Consider the following 15527-nt stretch of genomic DNA (forward strand, 5'->3'; position numbering starts at 1 on the left):
TGATCATGCGGCTCGTTGGTATTCGTGGAGGAGGCCGCCGAGGCGGTCGATGCGTCTGATCGGGCCAGCCGGATCGCCGGTCGAGGTCTGCGCGGTGGGGGTGTCGAGGTCGATGCCTCGGTGAGGTCGAGCGGTGTTGTAGTGCTTGACGTAGGTCGACAGAACCTGGTCGGCGTGGCGCCGGTTCCAGATCAAGTTCCAGTCCAGGCGCTCGGCGCGGACGGCGCGGATCCAGCGTTCGGCGAAGGCGTTCGCCCGCGGCGCCTGGACCGGCGTCCTGAGGATCCGAATGCCCTCGTCGGTAAAGACCTCGTCGAAGCCGGCGACGAGCTTGGCATCCCGGTCGCGGATCAGGAACCTGTACGGCCCGCCGTGACTGTCGGCGAGCTGGTAGGTCAGGTTTCTGGCTTGCTGGGTGACCCAGGCGGCGGTGGGGTGTTCGGTGACGCCGGCGAGCCAGACGTGGCGGCGGTCGAGTCCGATGAAGAACAGCACGTAGAGCCTGGCCAGGGTCACGGTGTCGATCGTGAGGAAGTCGCAGGCCAGCGCGCCGTGGGCCTGAGCACGCAGGAACTGCGACCAACTCGGCCCTGCGCCACGGCGGGGTGCCGGGCCCAGGCCGTGGCGGCGCAGGAGATTGCGCACCGAGGTGGCCGAGACCCGGACGTGGAGCTTGTGGCATTCCCCGACGATGCGGACGTAGCCCATCGCGGGTTCTCCCGGGCCAGGCGCAGCACCAGCTGCACCGTCGCCTCCTGCAGCCGGCGGCCCCGACGCGTCGGCGGATAGGTCCACCGGCGCCGGACCAGCTCGCGATGCCAACGCAGCAGCGTCGCGGGGGTCACGAGGAACACCGACCAGCGCGGCCGGGGCAGGAACCGAGCCAGGCTGGCCAGCAGCATCCGATCGGACGAGGAGTACCGCGGCCGGGCGACTTGCTGGCGCAGCACTGCCAGCTGGTGGCGCAGGACGGCGATCTCAACGTCCTTCTCGTCCGGCCGACCACCGAGACCGGCCGCGCTGAGCAGCCTACGGATCAGCAGGAACACGACCGTCGACACCGTGTCCGCCATGATCCCTGACGTGCGGTTCGCCCAGCTCAGCGCCCCTGACCGTCCACTTGCACCCCACAGGCCAAGAGCGCGGAGGTCCGCTCCTGGCGGATCCACCGGCGCACCGGGCAGACGCTGGACGACCTCGCGCAAGCCATCAACCCGATGGTGCGAGGTTGGATGAACTACTGGGGCCGGTTCAACCGGCTGGAGATGTTCCCGCTTCTCAAACGCATCAACGCCTACGTGGTGCGATGGGCCCGCAGGAAATACAAACGGCTTCGCGCGTTCAAGTCTGCCATGGCATGGTGGCAGGCGGTCACCCACCGGTGCCGCACGCTATTCGTGCACTGGGTTTGGACACGCAACTTCTGGATGGCTGGATGAGAAGAGCGGAGTGAGGGGAGACCCTCACGCTCCGTTCCGTGGGAGCCGGGGAGTGAAAACCTCCCCGGCCACCCGACCATTCTTGCTGTCGTTGCGGCCCTTGCTGGCCTGCGCTTCCACAGCTGTTCTCACGGGTCTGTCGGCGGTGGGCATCTCACTGGTTCGTCATTTCCCTACCAGGCAGAGCGAGAGGCCCTCGGCGCGGGGCCTGCGATCATCGACGTGAGCACGTCGTCCGCGCTTGGCATCGTGTCGATCTCCTTCTGCACGGCGCGGGCCGCCGCCGCGTACCGCGGGTCGCCGAGCAGCTGACCTACTGCTTCGGTGATCGCGAGCGGGGTCACCACAGAGTCGTCGAGCGTGAGCGCGACACCCGCCCGCTGCGCGGCCGCGCCGTTGTCGAACTGGTCAGCGCCCTGGGGCAGCACGAGCTGGGGCAGGCCGTGTGCCAGCGTGCCGAGCAGGATCCCGGCGCCGCCCTGGGAGACGACGAGGTCGCAGCGGGGCAGTAGGAGCGCATGCGGGAGGTAACGCTCGACGAGGACGTGCGGCGGCTGTGAGCCGAAACGATCGGGAGCCACGTCGGGGCCGACGGTGACGACGAGGTTGACCGGCAGCTCGCGCAGCCCGGCGATGGCCGCCTCCAGCACTCCGGGTCGACGCTGGTGGAACACCGTGCCAAGAGTGAGGTGCAGGGTGCGCTCGTACGGCAGCGCCATGAGTGCCTCGGGTAGCCGCTCGCCCGGCGCGGGCTCGCCGACACCGGGGCGCAGCGGCTGCACCCTGCGCTCCGACGCCCTGCGCTCCGACCTGGTCGGTGGCTGCAGGGTCGGTGGGCAGATGGACAGGTAGACCGCGCCGCGATGTGCGTCGGCGAGGTCGGGCACGTCCCACTGCCTTCCGAGCTCGTCGATGCTCGCGGCAAACATCTCCCAGTCGCCGGCCGCGGCGATTCCCAGCCCGTGCACGACGTGACGGGAGTCGCCGCGAGCCGCGGCGATGGCCCCGGCGAACTCCAGTTCCTCGGACACGATGAGGTCCGGGCCCCACGCGGCGGCCAGGGGGAGCAGGTCGACGGCGCGCTGGCTGGCGGTGTGCCAGAAATACGCCGGCGAGCTGGGTGTCCCCGCCTCGACGGACGTGGGCCCGACCGACCAGGCCGTCAGACCGCGACGTGCGATGTGTTCCCCGAAGTCGGCGCCAGTGGCGACGGCAACCTCGTGCCCGGCGCGCTGCGCGGCCAGCGCGAGTGGAAGCACAGTGTTGACGTGGCCGAAGAAGGGGCAGGCGGTGAACAGGATCCGCATCGGCTGCTCTTTTCGCAGGTTGAGGAAGACCTTACCGGTCCGGCTCGCCCCCTGTTCACTCGACGCGGCGGGGGCACGAGCAGCTCGACGTCCTTCGACGCCGACGAACGACCGAGCAGGACAAGCCACCCACACACCCGAACAAGATCAGACAGAGCAGACGCAGGGACACAGTCGGGCGCTGTTGCATTGAGCTGGTCCGGGGTAAGGCTCGGGCGGGCTGGTTGCGTGGTCACAGAGCCAGGGGGAGTTCGGTGAACGCTGTTGCGGGTCGGTGATGGGTTTCGGCGTCGGCACCGAGTTCGTAGTGGCGGCGGCGGAGATTCTGGGCGAAGGCGTGCCCGGCGCCGATCGCTTGGGCGGGAACTCGTCGAGCTCACGGACTTCTGCGGCCAGGAACGCGATCCGTTCGTCTCCTGCACGCTGCCGGCCGAGCATCTCGGTGGGCACAGCTACGATCTCGGCGCCCTCGAGGCGGAACCGGGCGCGCCTGCCGTCTCCTAAGGACGGCGGGGACTGGCGCGGGACGCCGAAGGAGAAAGGCGCCGGCGGCCCATGCGGGGCCAGCGAGAACGGCAAGACGCCGCCTGGTCGGCCACCTCCTGACGAAACGGCCACCAGCGCGCGTGCTCAACCCGCGCGCCGGTGGCCGTTCGGAGCCATTCGCCCTGGTCAGGAGACCGTACGCCAGCCGGAGAACCAGGCAGTCGGCCAGACTCCGCCCGAGGTCCCCACCACTGGGAAAGGCGCAAGGAGACTGTCCGGGCCCCGGTCGTCCCAGGCGGTCCGGCGGGGCCTGTGGGCCCAGCCGGACCGGCTGGCCCAGCGGGACCGGTCGCGCCGGCAGGCCCGGCAGGCCCGGCAGGCCCGGCAGGTCCAGCGGGCCCGGCAGGCCCGGGCGGTCCGGCGGATCCGCCGCCGACGAGGCCGGCCGCGGCGGTGGCGGGGTTGACCACACCGAGCCTGAAGTGGGCGTGAAGGCGTTCGCGGCGGCCGTGTTCACCACGACGCCCGTGCTGACGTCGGCAGCCGACGTCGTGTGGGTGCCCGTGCACTCGGTGGACGCGCCGGGCGCCAGCACCGTCGCCTGATAGGCGACCGTCGGCAGGCTCGAGTCGATGACGGTCAGGTCGGCGAGGTCGGATCCGCCGGTGTTCGTGGCCGTGAAGTCGTACTGGATGTCCTGGCCGCGGCGGCGTACGTGGTCGGGCTCGCCGCCTTGGTGAGTGTGAGCGCGGGCGGGGCGGCGACCGCGCTCAGGAACGGCGTCGTGGTGGCCGTGACCGTGAGCCCCGCCGGGTCGATGCCGCTCGCGGTCACGGTGCCGCTCACATGCCCGGCAGCCAGGTCGGCCGCCGTGGTGGCGTAAGGGCTGGTGCAGATAACCGAGGCGCCCGCCTCGACCCCGATGAGTTCGACGAACTGGACACGGTCGTGCGCCACCTGGACGACGAGGCGAGATGCCCGCTGTCGTCTCATTCGCAACGGATTACCCTCAGTTAGCGAAATGGGTGGATATGCTCGTGGATGGCCGTTTGCTCGCCGTCGAGCCCGCGGTCCTCGTCTAGACCCGCCTGGGACTCCGCGACCTGCGGAAACGACGACGGACGACCGGTGACGGTCCGTCGAGGAGCCCTCGTTTCTGGCGCACCTCAAACCACGTCAAGATCGCCTTGTTCGGGGCGGCGTCCCCACGCCGAGATCAGCGGTGCGAGGGTGAGATCGAGCCCGCCGGCGCCGACGGCCGCGACGTGCGCGTCGATCTCGGCTTCATCGGCCAGCCGGGCGGCGACCAGCTCGGCGCGGACCTGTCGCATCGTCGCTATCTCCAGGCGGTCGCAGACCGCCCCGCCGACCGGGAAACTGCCCGCCGCCGCGACATCGACCAGGCCGGCCTCGCGCAACGTCCGAGGCAGCGTACGGCCGTAGCGCAGATCGGCGCCGCGGCGTGTCATCAACTCCCGGAAGGCGCGCCGCAGCCGGTTGGCTCGCCGCTGCGCCGGGCCGCTTTCGTCGAGGCACGCCAACGGCTGCAGCTCGGTGTCCGCGTCCTCCACCAGAAGCCAGCCGCCGGGCCGCAGCGCCGCCACCATCGTTGCCAGCGCTCGAGCGCGGTCGGGCACATGGACGAGGACGAGCCGGGCGTGCACCAGGTCAAACGTCCCCGGCGGGGGATCCGCGCCGATGTCGTGCCGGCGTACCTCGTAGGTCCCCTGCGGGTCCAGCCACGCTGGATTGATGTCCGTCGCCAGTACGTATCCGGTCGGTCCGACGGCCGCGGCGAGCGCCTCGGGGATGCTGCGACCTCCGGCCCCCACCTCCCAGCAGCGCCATCCCGGCCCCACCCCCAGGCGGTCGAAGTGCCCGCGCGTCACGCCGTCGAACAGCTCGGCCAGCGCGACGAACCGCTCGCCCGCCTCGGCCTGCGCGTTGTCGAGGAGATAGCGGTGATCAGGGGCAGCCCCCAGCACGCCCGGCGACGAGGCCCCGCCCGGCGAGCCGGGAGCCTCTGCGGGCGGACTCGCGGTGGTCGCCGGACCGGGTTCGGGGCCAGAGTCGCGAGCCCGCGGCGAGGAGTTCACGGCCACATCCTCACCTCCTACCGCGCCGCAGGTACCACGACGCGAGATGACATCACTGCTACGGCGAATCAGCACCGTGTGCCGTTGAGTGGCCTCGAAATCCTGGCGGCCAAGCCACGCCGCCCGTCCAACGAACCGCCCCTGACACCCGCCCCCGACCGATCCAATAGATCAACCCGGGGCTCGAGGAGGACCCGTACCGCCGTTGGCGACAGCGATGATCAAGGGTCCTTACGCCAGAGGGTCCCTGGATCGGCGAGTGTCAGCTACCGGGTCCGTTCGGTCCGCAGCGGTGACGATCAAGCCGTGGTCCTCGCGCCCCGATACCGGGGACAGCGCGGCCGTACGCTTCGAGGATGCGGGCCCGTTCCCGCGGGAGCGTGCCTCGCAGAGCGAGGGCCAGGCCCACGAGCCAGGCCAGGCAGGCCACCTCGACACGGATGCGGTCTCTTGGTGAATGTGCAGTTCTCGTAGCAATTGAGCATGGACATCATCCTTCTCGGAGCGTGTCGACGAGTTGGTTGATGGTGGTGGTGAGTTCTGGGTGGGTTTTGCGGAGGTGGTGGAGGCGGGTGGAGGCGGCGCGGCGTTGGAGGTCGGTGGCGTCGGCGGCTGCGGTGGCTGCCAGTTCGTTTGCGCTGGTGGGGTTGCCGGTGAGTAGTGCGTGGATGGCGGCGAGGAAGTGGCCGACGAAGGGGAGGTCCACGAGGTAGGGCGCGGTGGCGGCGATGCTGGCGAGCAGTTCGCTGTCACCGGCGGTGGCGGCTGCCATGGCGTCGGCGGTGGCGGCGGCGGGGTCGGTGAGGAGGTCAAAGACGTCGTCGAGGTCGCGGTCGGCGAGCAGGGTGAGAATGGCGAGGTGCTGGGCGGCCTTCGGGCCCGGCGCGGTTGCGAGCAGGGCACCGGCTCGGGGATCGGTGATCAGCTCGGGGTGGTTGGCGATGTAGTCACGGGACTCCGACCAGGTGGGTGCCGTGAGCCAGCCGAGGAGCAGCGTGCGGAACTCGTCGTCGTCGCGGAGGCGGCGCAGGGTGGCGTCGAGGCCGTCGTTGGTGATGTCGTCGAGGATGCCGGCGAGTTCGCCGGAGGCCGGCAGGTCTGGGAACAGGCGGGCGAGGACGTCGAGCTCGGCGCGCAGCGTGGGGTCGGGGAGGTCGGCGACGATCCGGGTGAGGACGGCTTCGTGCGCGTCCCAGGTTTCGGCGTCGGCCCAGGTGCCGACGGCGTCGATGGTGCTGTCTCGTACGGGGAGCTGGGCCCAGTCGGGCAGGTCGTGGCGGGTCGTGGTGGGGAGTCGCAGCGCGGTCGCGCGCAGGGTGCGGCGTGCCCGCGTCGCCAGCGCGCCGTTGTCGGCCTCGTGTAGGTAGCGGGCCGCGGCGGCGAGGTCGGCGGCTGTGCCTGGTGGATCGTCGCCGGCGCGCCATGACGCGCGAGCGGCCAGCAGGTAGCCCGCCCCGTCGGGCCCGAGGGCCTCTACCTGGTCGTCGTGGAAGGCGGCGAGGGCCTCGTCGTGCCGGCCGGCTCGGGTCAGCTGGTCCGCGAGGGTGCTGACCGCCGTGGCCAGGGCGGGAAGGAAAGCGGCGGGGCTTGTGTCGGCGAGGGTGCGGTAGGTGGTGACGGCCTCGCGGGCGGCGTTGAGTGCGCCGGTGTGGTCGCCGGTGTCGGCGAGCCGGTCGGCGAGGGTGCGCAGGGAGGCGGCGAGTCCCGGTCGGAACGCCGCGGGGTTGATCTCGGCGAGGTGGCGGCGCAGCGTGACAGCCTCGCGGGCGAACGCCAGCGCGCCGTCGTGGTCGGCTGCTGCCGCGGTGAGGGTCGCGAGGGTGGTGAGTGTCTGGGCGAGGCGCGGTGTGAACGCCGCGGGGCTGGCGTGGGCCAGTTCGCGGTAGAGCTCGAGGGCTTCGCGGGCCGTCGTGAGGGCGTGTGCGGGGTCGTCGGCGTTGGACAGTTCGATGGCGTGGGTGTGCAGCGCGGCGGCCAGGTCTGGCCGGAACGCTGCCCGGTTGGTCGCCGCGAGGCGTCGCCGCAGGTCGACGGCCTCGCCGGCAGCGGCGAGGGCCTGGTTGTGATGGCCGGCGTCGGAGAGGTGGATCGCGAGGTTGTGCAGCGCGGTCGCGAGTCCCGGCAGCGCAGTTTCGGGCCTGGTGGCGGCGAGCTGGCGGCGTAGGGCGAGGGCTTCCTGGGCGGTGGCGAGTGCCTGGTCGCGGTGGCCGGCGTCCGCGAGGCGGTTCGCGAGAGTGTTCAGCGCGTTGGCGAGGTCGGGCTGGTAGAGCGCCGGGTCGGTGGTGGCGAGCTGGCGTCGCAGGTCGGTGGCTTCGCGGGCCGCGGTGAGGGCCTGGTCGCGGTCGCCGGTCTCGGCGAGGAAGGTCGCGAGGTTGTTCAGGGCGGAAGCGAGGTCGGGTACGAACGCGGCCGGGTTGGTGGCGGCCAGATGGCGGTGCAGCGTGACGGCTTCGTGGGCGACGTTCATCGCTTGCCGGCGGTCGCCGGTGTTCGACAGGCTGGCGGCGAGGTTGGTCAGCGCGGTGGCGAGGTCGGGCAGGAACGCCGCCGGGTCGGCTTCGGCCAGCCGGCGGTAGAGCGTGGCGGCGGTGGTCGCCGCGTCGAGGGCCTGTGACCAGTCGCCGGTTTCGGCCAGCAGGCTGGCGAGGCTGTTCATCGCGCCGGCGAGCTCGGGTGTGAAGGCGGCCGGGTCGGCTTCGGCGAGGCGGTGGCGGAGCTCGACGGCCTCGCGGATCAGCGCGGTTGCCTGCTGCCGGTCGCCGACGTCGGCGCTGTAGAGGGCGAGGTTGGTCAGCGCGGTCGCCAGGTTCGGCAGGTAGGCGGCTGGGCCGTCCTCGGCGAGGCGGCGGTACAGCGTGAGGGCTTCGGCGCCGATGGTGACGGCCTGGTCGCGGTCACCGGTCGCTGCGAGGCGGGCGGCCAGGTTGTTCAGCGAGGTCGCGAGATCGGCCGTGAACGCCGCCGGGGTCGCCGCGGCCAGCGCTCGGCGCAGGTCGACCGCCTCGCGGATGACGACCAGCGCGGCCGCCTGCTCGCCGATGTCGGCGAGCCTGTTCGCGAGGTTGTTCAGCGAGGAGGCCAGGTTCGGGAGGAACGCCGTCGGGTTGGCCGTCACGAGGCGGCGGTGCAGCGCTACCGCTTCCTGGGCGGTCGCGGCTGCCTCGGTGCGGTCGCCGGCGTCGCGCAGCGCCTGGGCGAGGTTGTCCAGCGAACGGGCGAGATCGGGAGCGAACGCCGCGGGGTCGGCGTCCGCGAGCTGGCGGCGCGCGGCGGTGGCCTCGCGGGCGACGGCGAGCGCCTGGGCCCGGTCGCCGGTCTCGGCGAGATAGCTGGCCAGGTTGTTCAGCGAGGTCGCCAGGTCGGGCAGGACGGCCGCGTCGGCGTCGGCCAGCCGGCGTCGTAGCTCGGTCGCCTCGCGGGCGGCGGTGAGGGCTTGGCCACGATCGCCTGTCCTCGACAGGAAGGTGGCGAGGTTGTGCAGGGTGACCGCCAGCGCGGGTTCGAACCGCGCCGGGTCGGCCTGCGCGAGCTGGCGACGCAGGTCGGCTGCCTCCCGGGCCACGGCGACAGCGCGCCGGGAGTCACCGGTCTCCGAAAGCTCGCCGGCGAACGTGCTCAGGGCTCCGGCCAGGTCGGGGATGAACCGCGCGGGGTTGGCCGTGGCGAGACCCCGATACTGGTCGGCCGCGGCGCGGGCCGCGGCCAGGGCTTTCTCGGGCTCGCCGGACTCGGCGAGCCGCACCGCATAGGTGTGTAGGGCGGCGGCCCGCGTGGCGACGGTGGTCTCCTGCACGGTGGCGGACGGGACCTGCGCGTCCGCCACCTGGCGGGTCGCGGCGGCGAGCGCCAGCGGCCGCAGCGTGCCGTGGCCGAGCGGCAGGCTGCTGGCGAGCTGGTCGAGGGGCAGCGGGGTGTCGGGGCGTTCCGCCAGCCGGACGAGGGCGGTGAGCATGGGTCCGCCGCGCAGGGCGGCGACCGCGAGCGCCGGGCGCCACAGCCCGGAAACCTCTTCGACGGCGCGGGTCGCGAGCCCTTCGACGACCGTTGGGTCCTCGGCGGTGTCGGCGGCACGGGTCAGCGTGAGGCAGGCGTGCCGGCGCTCGGCGTCGTCGGCGTCGGTGAGCTGGGCGACGAGCCGCAGCGGATCGCTTTGATAGACCGTCGTCGCGAGGTGGTCGCCGACGCGGTCGGGGCGAACGGCGATCGTGCCGTCGGCCGGGTCGGTCGGCAGGACGCGGGTGAAGGTCTCGGCGACCTCGTCCCGGAGCTGGTCCGCGCGCGCCAGCACCGGCGTGTGCGCCAGGGCTGGTCCCAGCCGGGACGGCGTCGGGGCCAGGAGGGTGACCGCGGCGCCGGCAGCGCGCAGCACGGTGTGCGTGGGCACCCGGTCACCGAAGTGGCGGGTGTAGGCGCGGCTCCAGTAGCCAATCTCATGGTCGAGGACCGCCTCATACACGGCGGCGTGGCTGGCGGGAAGCGCGCCGGCACGATGGACGCGCAGCCAGGCGAGCATCACCAGGTCCAGCGTCGTCCACATGCCGACCATCGGTGGCGGCGGCGGGTCGCCGCCAGGGTCGGGACTGCCGGCCTCGGCGGCGAACGCGGCGCGGGCGCGCCGGTAGACCCGGCCCGGGCTCGGATGGTGGACCGGCAACGGGTCGTGCGCGGCCGTCGCCGGCAGGCCGTCGCGGCGCAGTGCCGGGCGCAGGTCGTCACTCCACCACCCGGACACCGTCCGCGCGCCGAGCAACAGGCAGGTCGGCGCTGTCGGGCGCAGCGCCAGCGCACGGGCCGCGGCCAGCACCGCCGGGGTGCGGGCGGCCTCGGCGTAGTCGACCGCGACCGCCACCGGAGCCTCGACCGTCGCCAACCAGTCCAGGCTCGCCTGCGGGAGATCGTCACGTAGGAAGCCGGCATACCACCCGTCGGCGGCGAGCCGCTGGGTCAGCTCGGCCAGCAGATGCGTCTTGCCGGAACCGCCGACACCCGACACGATCCGGATCTCCGGAGCCGACGTGGTCCCTGGGAGCCCGGCGCACCACTGCAGCAGCCCGTCGAGCTCGTCGCGCGGCTGGAACGGCACGATCCGCGACAGCGCCCGCATCGCCGCGAGCGGACCTTGCGCCCGGTCTACGCCCAGGTAGGGCGGGGACAACGGCTCGACGACCGGAAGGCCGAACAGCCAGGCCCCGCCCGGGAATCCCACCGCGCCGACCGGTTCCCGTGCCCCAGGCGGTAGTGGTGGCGGTGAGGTCGGCTTTGCCCGGGCACCGCTGAGCGCGTGGTGCACGGCCGCGACCAGCCGTTCGCGCGCCGCCGAGGCGTCGAGGCCGAATAGATTGACGGGCACCCGCGGCGCCAGCAGGCCCGTCAGCGGGACGTCCTCGACCCGGACCGGAATCAGCCGTCGCGCCTGTCCGGACAGGTCCGCGGCCATCGCGGCCTGCCATTCCGCCCTGCCGAGCAGGGACCGGTCATAGGCCGCCGAGACGACCGCGATCACGCACCGGACCTCGCCGACGGCCCGGTGGAGAACATCGACCCAGTTGGACGCCGGGACGGCGTCCCACACCGGCAGCAGCACCCGATAGCCGGCAGTCTCAAGCTCCCAGGCGATCCACTCCGCCCACGCCTGATCCTCCCGGGCATGGGAGACCAAGAACTCCCGACGCCTGTCCCCAGCCACGCCATCGGCGGTCCCACCCCCGTCGACCACCCCACGATCATCGCACCCCGCCTGGGCCCCGCCGATATCCCTGCGGTTGGCGGGCACCGGCCGGCCGGACATCCAAGCCGCCGTGTAGGTGCGGCCGGTCTCCGCCCAGTCGCCTGGTGCTCTCCGCGAGGGCGTCTGAGCCGTCCTGCGGGAGACGAAGGCCTCGACGTCCGTTCCTGCTGACGGGCCAGCCTGACCGGGCAGCACGGTTCGCCGCGGCGTCCGCGCACGAGGCCACGGACGTCCAGCGAGATGCCGCCATCGCCCGGCTCCGCCGGCTGCGGCAAACCCGACCGGACCTCGCCGCGGCCGTGGACGCCCTGATCGCCCGCTACGAAACCCCCACCCGTCAGGACGACGCCCCGGCGCCCGCGGCCGAGTCCTGATGTCGCCGCCACTGACTCGCGCGACGACGCCGCCGGACACGACCGGACCGCAGCCAGAGGCCCAGGCCTCGGTGATCCGACGGGACCGGCTCGGCGGCCTCATCCACGAATCCCTGCAGGCAGCCTGACCGGACCCGGTTCTGGGCACCCATAGGCTCAGCTGTTCGGTGGTTCATGGGATCTCACCCTGGGCCGCCGAACCGCCCGTGATGCCAGCGGCGGGGGACCGGGACGGGAAGGTGAAGTCCCAGGCCAGGCCCCAGGCGCACAGGCCGCTACTCAGGTCGGTGGTCGCCAGGAGCGTGCCGTCCTCGCTCAGCGTCGCCTTGGTGACCGGGGCGCTGTGTCCCTCCAACGTCCGCAGACAGCGCCCGGAAGCGACGTCCCAGACCTGCACCAGGCGTTCCCCGCCGGCGGTGACCGCGAACGAACCGTCAGCGCTGAGGGCGAAGGCACGCGGCTTCCCCGCCAGCGCCAGGGTCTGGCGCACCTCTCCGGTGTCCGTCGCCCACACGCGCAGCGCGTCCCGGTCGGGCGTCGCGGCCAACCCGTGGTCCGCGCTGAACGCTATGAGGGTGTCCCCAGTGCCGTAGCTGCCTTGGTTGGTCAAGGAGTACCGAAGCTCGCCGCTGGCGACGTCCCAGGCTCCGACGGACAGGCCGGTGCAGAGGAAGAGGGTCCGGCTGTCCGCGCTGAAGTCGAGGCGTTCGAAACGGCTGTGCGACGGCAGCGTCCAACTGGGCTGGTCCGCGTCGAGCGACCACGCCTTGACTTCACTGTCGCGGAAGGGGTTGTCGGACTCGTCCGCGTTCTGGTGGGTGCCGCCGAGGGAGGCCGCATACCGCCCGTCGGGACTGAGCGCGACCGTGTGGACCGCCCCGCCGTGCGCTCGCAGCTCGCGCAGGAGCGCACCTGTGGTAAGCCTGCGCAAGCGTAGGACGCCGGCCTTGTCACCGATCAAGATACGGTCATCGTCATCCGTCGGCATCAACGCGAACGCGCTGATCGCGCCCATCTCGTCGGTGAACAGCTGCCTGCTGCCGTCGACGAGGCTCAGCCGCTGGATCATGCCTTGGGACGTCAGAACGACGAGCAGGGCGCCGCCGAGCGCGAACCGGATGTCCCGCGCGCTCCCGCCCTCGCCACGGTTGAAGATGTGCAGCCGCTCACCGACGGCGAAGTCCCAGACATCCACCTCGCCGGTCCACCAGCCGATTGCCGAGACCAGGCCGTCGGCGCGCAGGGCCAGCGTCGTCGGCTGGGTGAACTCGCCGTGCCCGTTGTAGGAGTACAGCTGCCACGCGCCGAGCAGTTCGGACCTGTGGCCGTGCGCGCCGACCCGCGCCCACGCCGCCCGCAGCTCCGGATGGCGGGCGAAGCCCGGCATCCCCTGCGCGGACCGCAGGGCTTCGGCGGCGGCGGAGAACCGGCCCTGCGCCGTGAGGTCGCTCGCCTGGTCCATCAGGTCGCCGAACACGTCCTGCACCCCGGTGAGCTCGCGCGCGGCCCGGGGCCGCGCGTAGCACCAGGGCGCCTGGTAATCGGCGGCAGGCAGTGACCGGACCGCCACCTGGCGACTGCCGATGCCCAGGACGGCGACCCGGCCATCGGCGCTGACCGCCGCGGTGTGCACCCACCGGGCATGAGCCGGCAGCTGCTGGTCCAGCGTGCGCAGGCAGCGACCGGTCGTCGCGTCCCAGACCTGGACCGGCACGGCGGCATCGCCAGCCGTCAGCACGGTCGGCCCGGCCGAGCTGACCGCCAGGGACGTCACGGACCGCCACCGGTGACCGGCCTCGCTCACCACGATGCGCCGTCGCGCGTCGAACACCGTGAGCGGCCCCTTCCACCAGGCGACCACGGCGCACCGGGCGTCGGCGGACACCGCCCCGATGTCCATCGGAAAGCTGCGCACGGGCCTGCCGTGCAACGTTCCCCTGGCCGGCCCGACCAGCGTCGTGGTGCAGGTCCTGCGGGCGACGTCCCAGGCACGGACGGTGCCGTCGCCATCCGCCATCAGCCCGCCGAAGGACGCGGACAGTGCCATGGTGCCGTCGTGGCTCAGCGCCAACGAGCTGATCGCGCCCATGTGGTCGTCCATGGTGTTGACGACCCGGGGTGTACTCGCCTCCCAGACCCGCAGTACGCCGCGCGCGGACCCCGTCGCCACGTACCGGCCGTCGCCGCTGACCGCCACGGCCACCACGGCGGCATCCCCGTCGAACCGCGGCAGGTCCCGGCGCCGGCCGCGCCTGAGGTCCCAGATCTCGGCGGCGCCGGCGCGGACGGCGAGGCCGAGCGTGCCGGCGGTGTCCATCGCCACGGCCGTGACGGGCTCGCCATCCTTGGTCAGGGTGCGCCGCGCCCGCCGTCCGCCGCGCCCCGGCGCCCAGAGCAGCAGCCCGCCCGCGCGGTCACCGGACAGGACGAGGCCGCCGTCGGCGCTGCTCGCGACGGCAGACACGTCCGCGCCGTGGTCCTCGAGGCCGGCATGGATCCGTGGCGGGCGGTGCTCCCACGCGGCGAGCGCCGCGGCGACGTCCGCCGAACCCGGGTCGGTGACGGACGCCGCCCGCAACAGTTCCCCCGCGCGCTCGTCCTCGTGCCGTTCCAGCTGCGCGGCGCCCAGGAGCAGCGCGCCGCGCCCCGCCTGCGCCCCGCCGTCGGCGGCCATGGCCGCCTCGACGTTCGCGACCAGCTCCTCGCCGGTCTGGCGGCCCGACCGCCAGCGGTGCAGGCCGAGGTTGTAGACAGACGGAAGGTGGTACGGGTCGGTGCCGAGCGCCTCCAGCCACAGCGCTTCGGCCTCGTCTATCCCGCCTAGGTCGAGGAACGACAGGGCCTGGTTCGACAGGCCGTCCGCCAGCAGCCGGGCCGCCCTGGGCGCGGGCCGCTCGTAGGCGGCGCCGACGAGCTCGGGGTAGAGCCCATGCAGCCGCGCCGCCAGGTCGACGAGGCTCGCGGGGCGCGCCGCCGGATCGGCGGCGAAGCACTCGCGCAGCAGGACGGCGACGTCCGCTGGCATCGGCGGGATCCGCGGGTCGCCGACGCCGCTGCCGCGCAGGAACGCGTCGAGCGCCGCCCCGGCGGCCGGGCCGTGGCGGCCCGACCGACCGCCCGCGAACATCTCCAGGACGGTCACCGCCCAGGACCACACGTCCGTCGCGGCGGTCAGCCGGATGGTCCGGTCCACGGCGGCGGCGGCCTGTTCCGGCGAGCAGTAGGCGGGCGTCATCCCGCCGAAGCTGACGGCCACCGGGACGTCCGGCGGCCGTGCGGGCGCGCTCTCACCGGTCGCCGCCGCCCGCGCCTTGGCTACGCCGAAATCGGTGACCTTGGCCGTGCCGTCCGGTTCCAGCATCACGTTGGCGGGTTTGACGTCCATGTGGACGAGCCCGGCCGCGTGCGCGTGCGCGAGACCCCACGCCATCTGGACGGCCGTGTCGAGAATGCGGCCCAGCGCTGCCTGCCCGCCGCCCGCGTAGAGGTCCCGGCTGCTCACGGCCTGCGCCAGACTTCCGCCGTCCACCCACTCGGCGAACACCCGGGGGACGTCGTCGATGGTGCGGACATACGCGCAGGCGACCGTATGCGGGTGCAGCCCGAGCTTGACCCAGGTGGCAGCCTCGGCCTCGAAACGGGCGCGGCCATCCGGTGTGCGAACCATCTTCGAGCGCGGCGTCTTCACGGCCATGTCGATCTGCCAGCCGCGATGGCGCACTCGGTGCACGACGCCCATGCCGCCGCTGTGCACCACGTCGAGTACCTCGTACAGGCCGAGTACGACGTCGCCCGGTTTCCAGTCCTCAGCCGGCGCCATGGCGTCAGCCGACCAGCGCGTCGAGCGCCCGTTGCGTCCGCATGCGGCCCCCATGAGCTGGCCGAAAGTATGTCGCAAGGATCAGGCTAGTCGTGACGCGAAGACTCTGCCTATTCCGATCGCGTTCGCGACAGCTCAGACCCGGTGAGGCCGGTACCGGCGGCGAGCAAGGCCAGGCCGCCCGGCCGGAGCTCGACCCGACCGCCACCTTCGTTCCTCGCGGCTACATCGCCGCGCACCTTGGGTGCGGCCTCTACTTGATCGAACCCGACCCTGA

At 72.7% G+C, this 15527-nt stretch carries 8 protein-coding genes and 1 pseudogene; 2 read left to right on the plus strand and 7 right to left on the minus strand.

Annotated elements, in window-relative coordinates:
- Positions 1 to 3 precede the first annotated feature (3 nt).
- The gene (locus FRCN3DRAFT_RS44335; protein ID WP_007514178.1) at positions 4 to 708 is read right to left on the minus strand and encodes an integrase core domain-containing protein; all 705 of its coding nucleotides are present in this window, start codon (positions 706 to 708) and stop codon (positions 4 to 6) included.
- 446 nt (positions 709 to 1154) lie between these two features.
- Here FRCN3DRAFT_RS44335 and FRCN3DRAFT_RS44340 point away from each other — a divergent pair.
- Positions 1155 to 1439 (plus strand): annotated as a pseudogene (locus FRCN3DRAFT_RS44340) (group II intron maturase-specific domain-containing protein); the annotation flags it as partial.
- 173 nt (positions 1440 to 1612) lie between these two features.
- Here FRCN3DRAFT_RS44340 and FRCN3DRAFT_RS0213315 read toward each other — a convergent pair.
- The 5 genes from FRCN3DRAFT_RS0213315 to FRCN3DRAFT_RS57095 form a co-directional block, all read right to left on the minus strand.
- Positions 1613 to 2746, minus strand: a complete 1134-nt coding sequence (locus FRCN3DRAFT_RS0213315; RefSeq protein ID WP_007514182.1) for a glycosyltransferase — start codon at positions 2744 to 2746, stop codon at positions 1613 to 1615.
- A gap of 376 nt (positions 2747 to 3122) precedes the next feature.
- Entirely contained in the window at positions 3123 to 3926 is an 804-nt protein-coding gene (locus FRCN3DRAFT_RS57690; protein ID WP_425343340.1) for a DUF7507 domain-containing protein, read from the minus strand.
- Complete coding sequence (locus FRCN3DRAFT_RS0213325) at positions 3872 to 4189, minus strand: DUF7507 domain-containing protein (RefSeq protein WP_027140541.1); 318 nt, start codon at positions 4187 to 4189, stop codon at positions 3872 to 3874. The genes FRCN3DRAFT_RS57690 and FRCN3DRAFT_RS0213325 overlap by 55 nt, the downstream gene beginning before the upstream one ends.
- Positions 4190 to 4398: 209 nt before the next feature.
- Complete coding sequence (locus FRCN3DRAFT_RS0213335) at positions 4399 to 5328, minus strand: methyltransferase domain-containing protein (protein WP_232794031.1); 930 nt, start codon at positions 5326 to 5328, stop codon at positions 4399 to 4401.
- Between the two features lie 490 nt (positions 5329 to 5818).
- A complete protein-coding gene (locus FRCN3DRAFT_RS57095) occupies positions 5819 to 11014 on the minus strand; it encodes a tetratricopeptide repeat protein (RefSeq protein ID WP_198535969.1) in 5196 nt (1731 codons plus the stop codon).
- A 146-nt stretch (positions 11015 to 11160) separates the two neighbouring features.
- On the opposite strand from FRCN3DRAFT_RS57095, the gene FRCN3DRAFT_RS55065 reads away from it, so the two are divergent.
- Positions 11161 to 11430, plus strand: coding sequence for a hypothetical protein (locus FRCN3DRAFT_RS55065; RefSeq protein ID WP_027140542.1), 270 nt, complete (start codon positions 11161 to 11163; stop codon positions 11428 to 11430).
- A gap of 172 nt (positions 11431 to 11602) precedes the next feature.
- On the opposite strand, the gene FRCN3DRAFT_RS44355 is transcribed toward FRCN3DRAFT_RS55065, so the two are convergent.
- Positions 11603 to 15250 carry a WD40 repeat domain-containing serine/threonine protein kinase gene (locus tag FRCN3DRAFT_RS44355; RefSeq protein WP_007514195.1) on the minus strand — a complete coding sequence of 1216 codons (3648 nt, stop codon included), beginning with the start codon at positions 15248 to 15250 and terminating at the stop codon, positions 11603 to 11605.
- Between the last annotated feature and the right edge of the window lie 277 nt (positions 15251 to 15527).

Source organism: Pseudofrankia saprophytica, assembly GCF_000235425.2.
GTDB lineage: Bacteria > Actinomycetota > Actinomycetes > Frankiales > Frankiaceae > Pseudofrankia > Pseudofrankia saprophytica.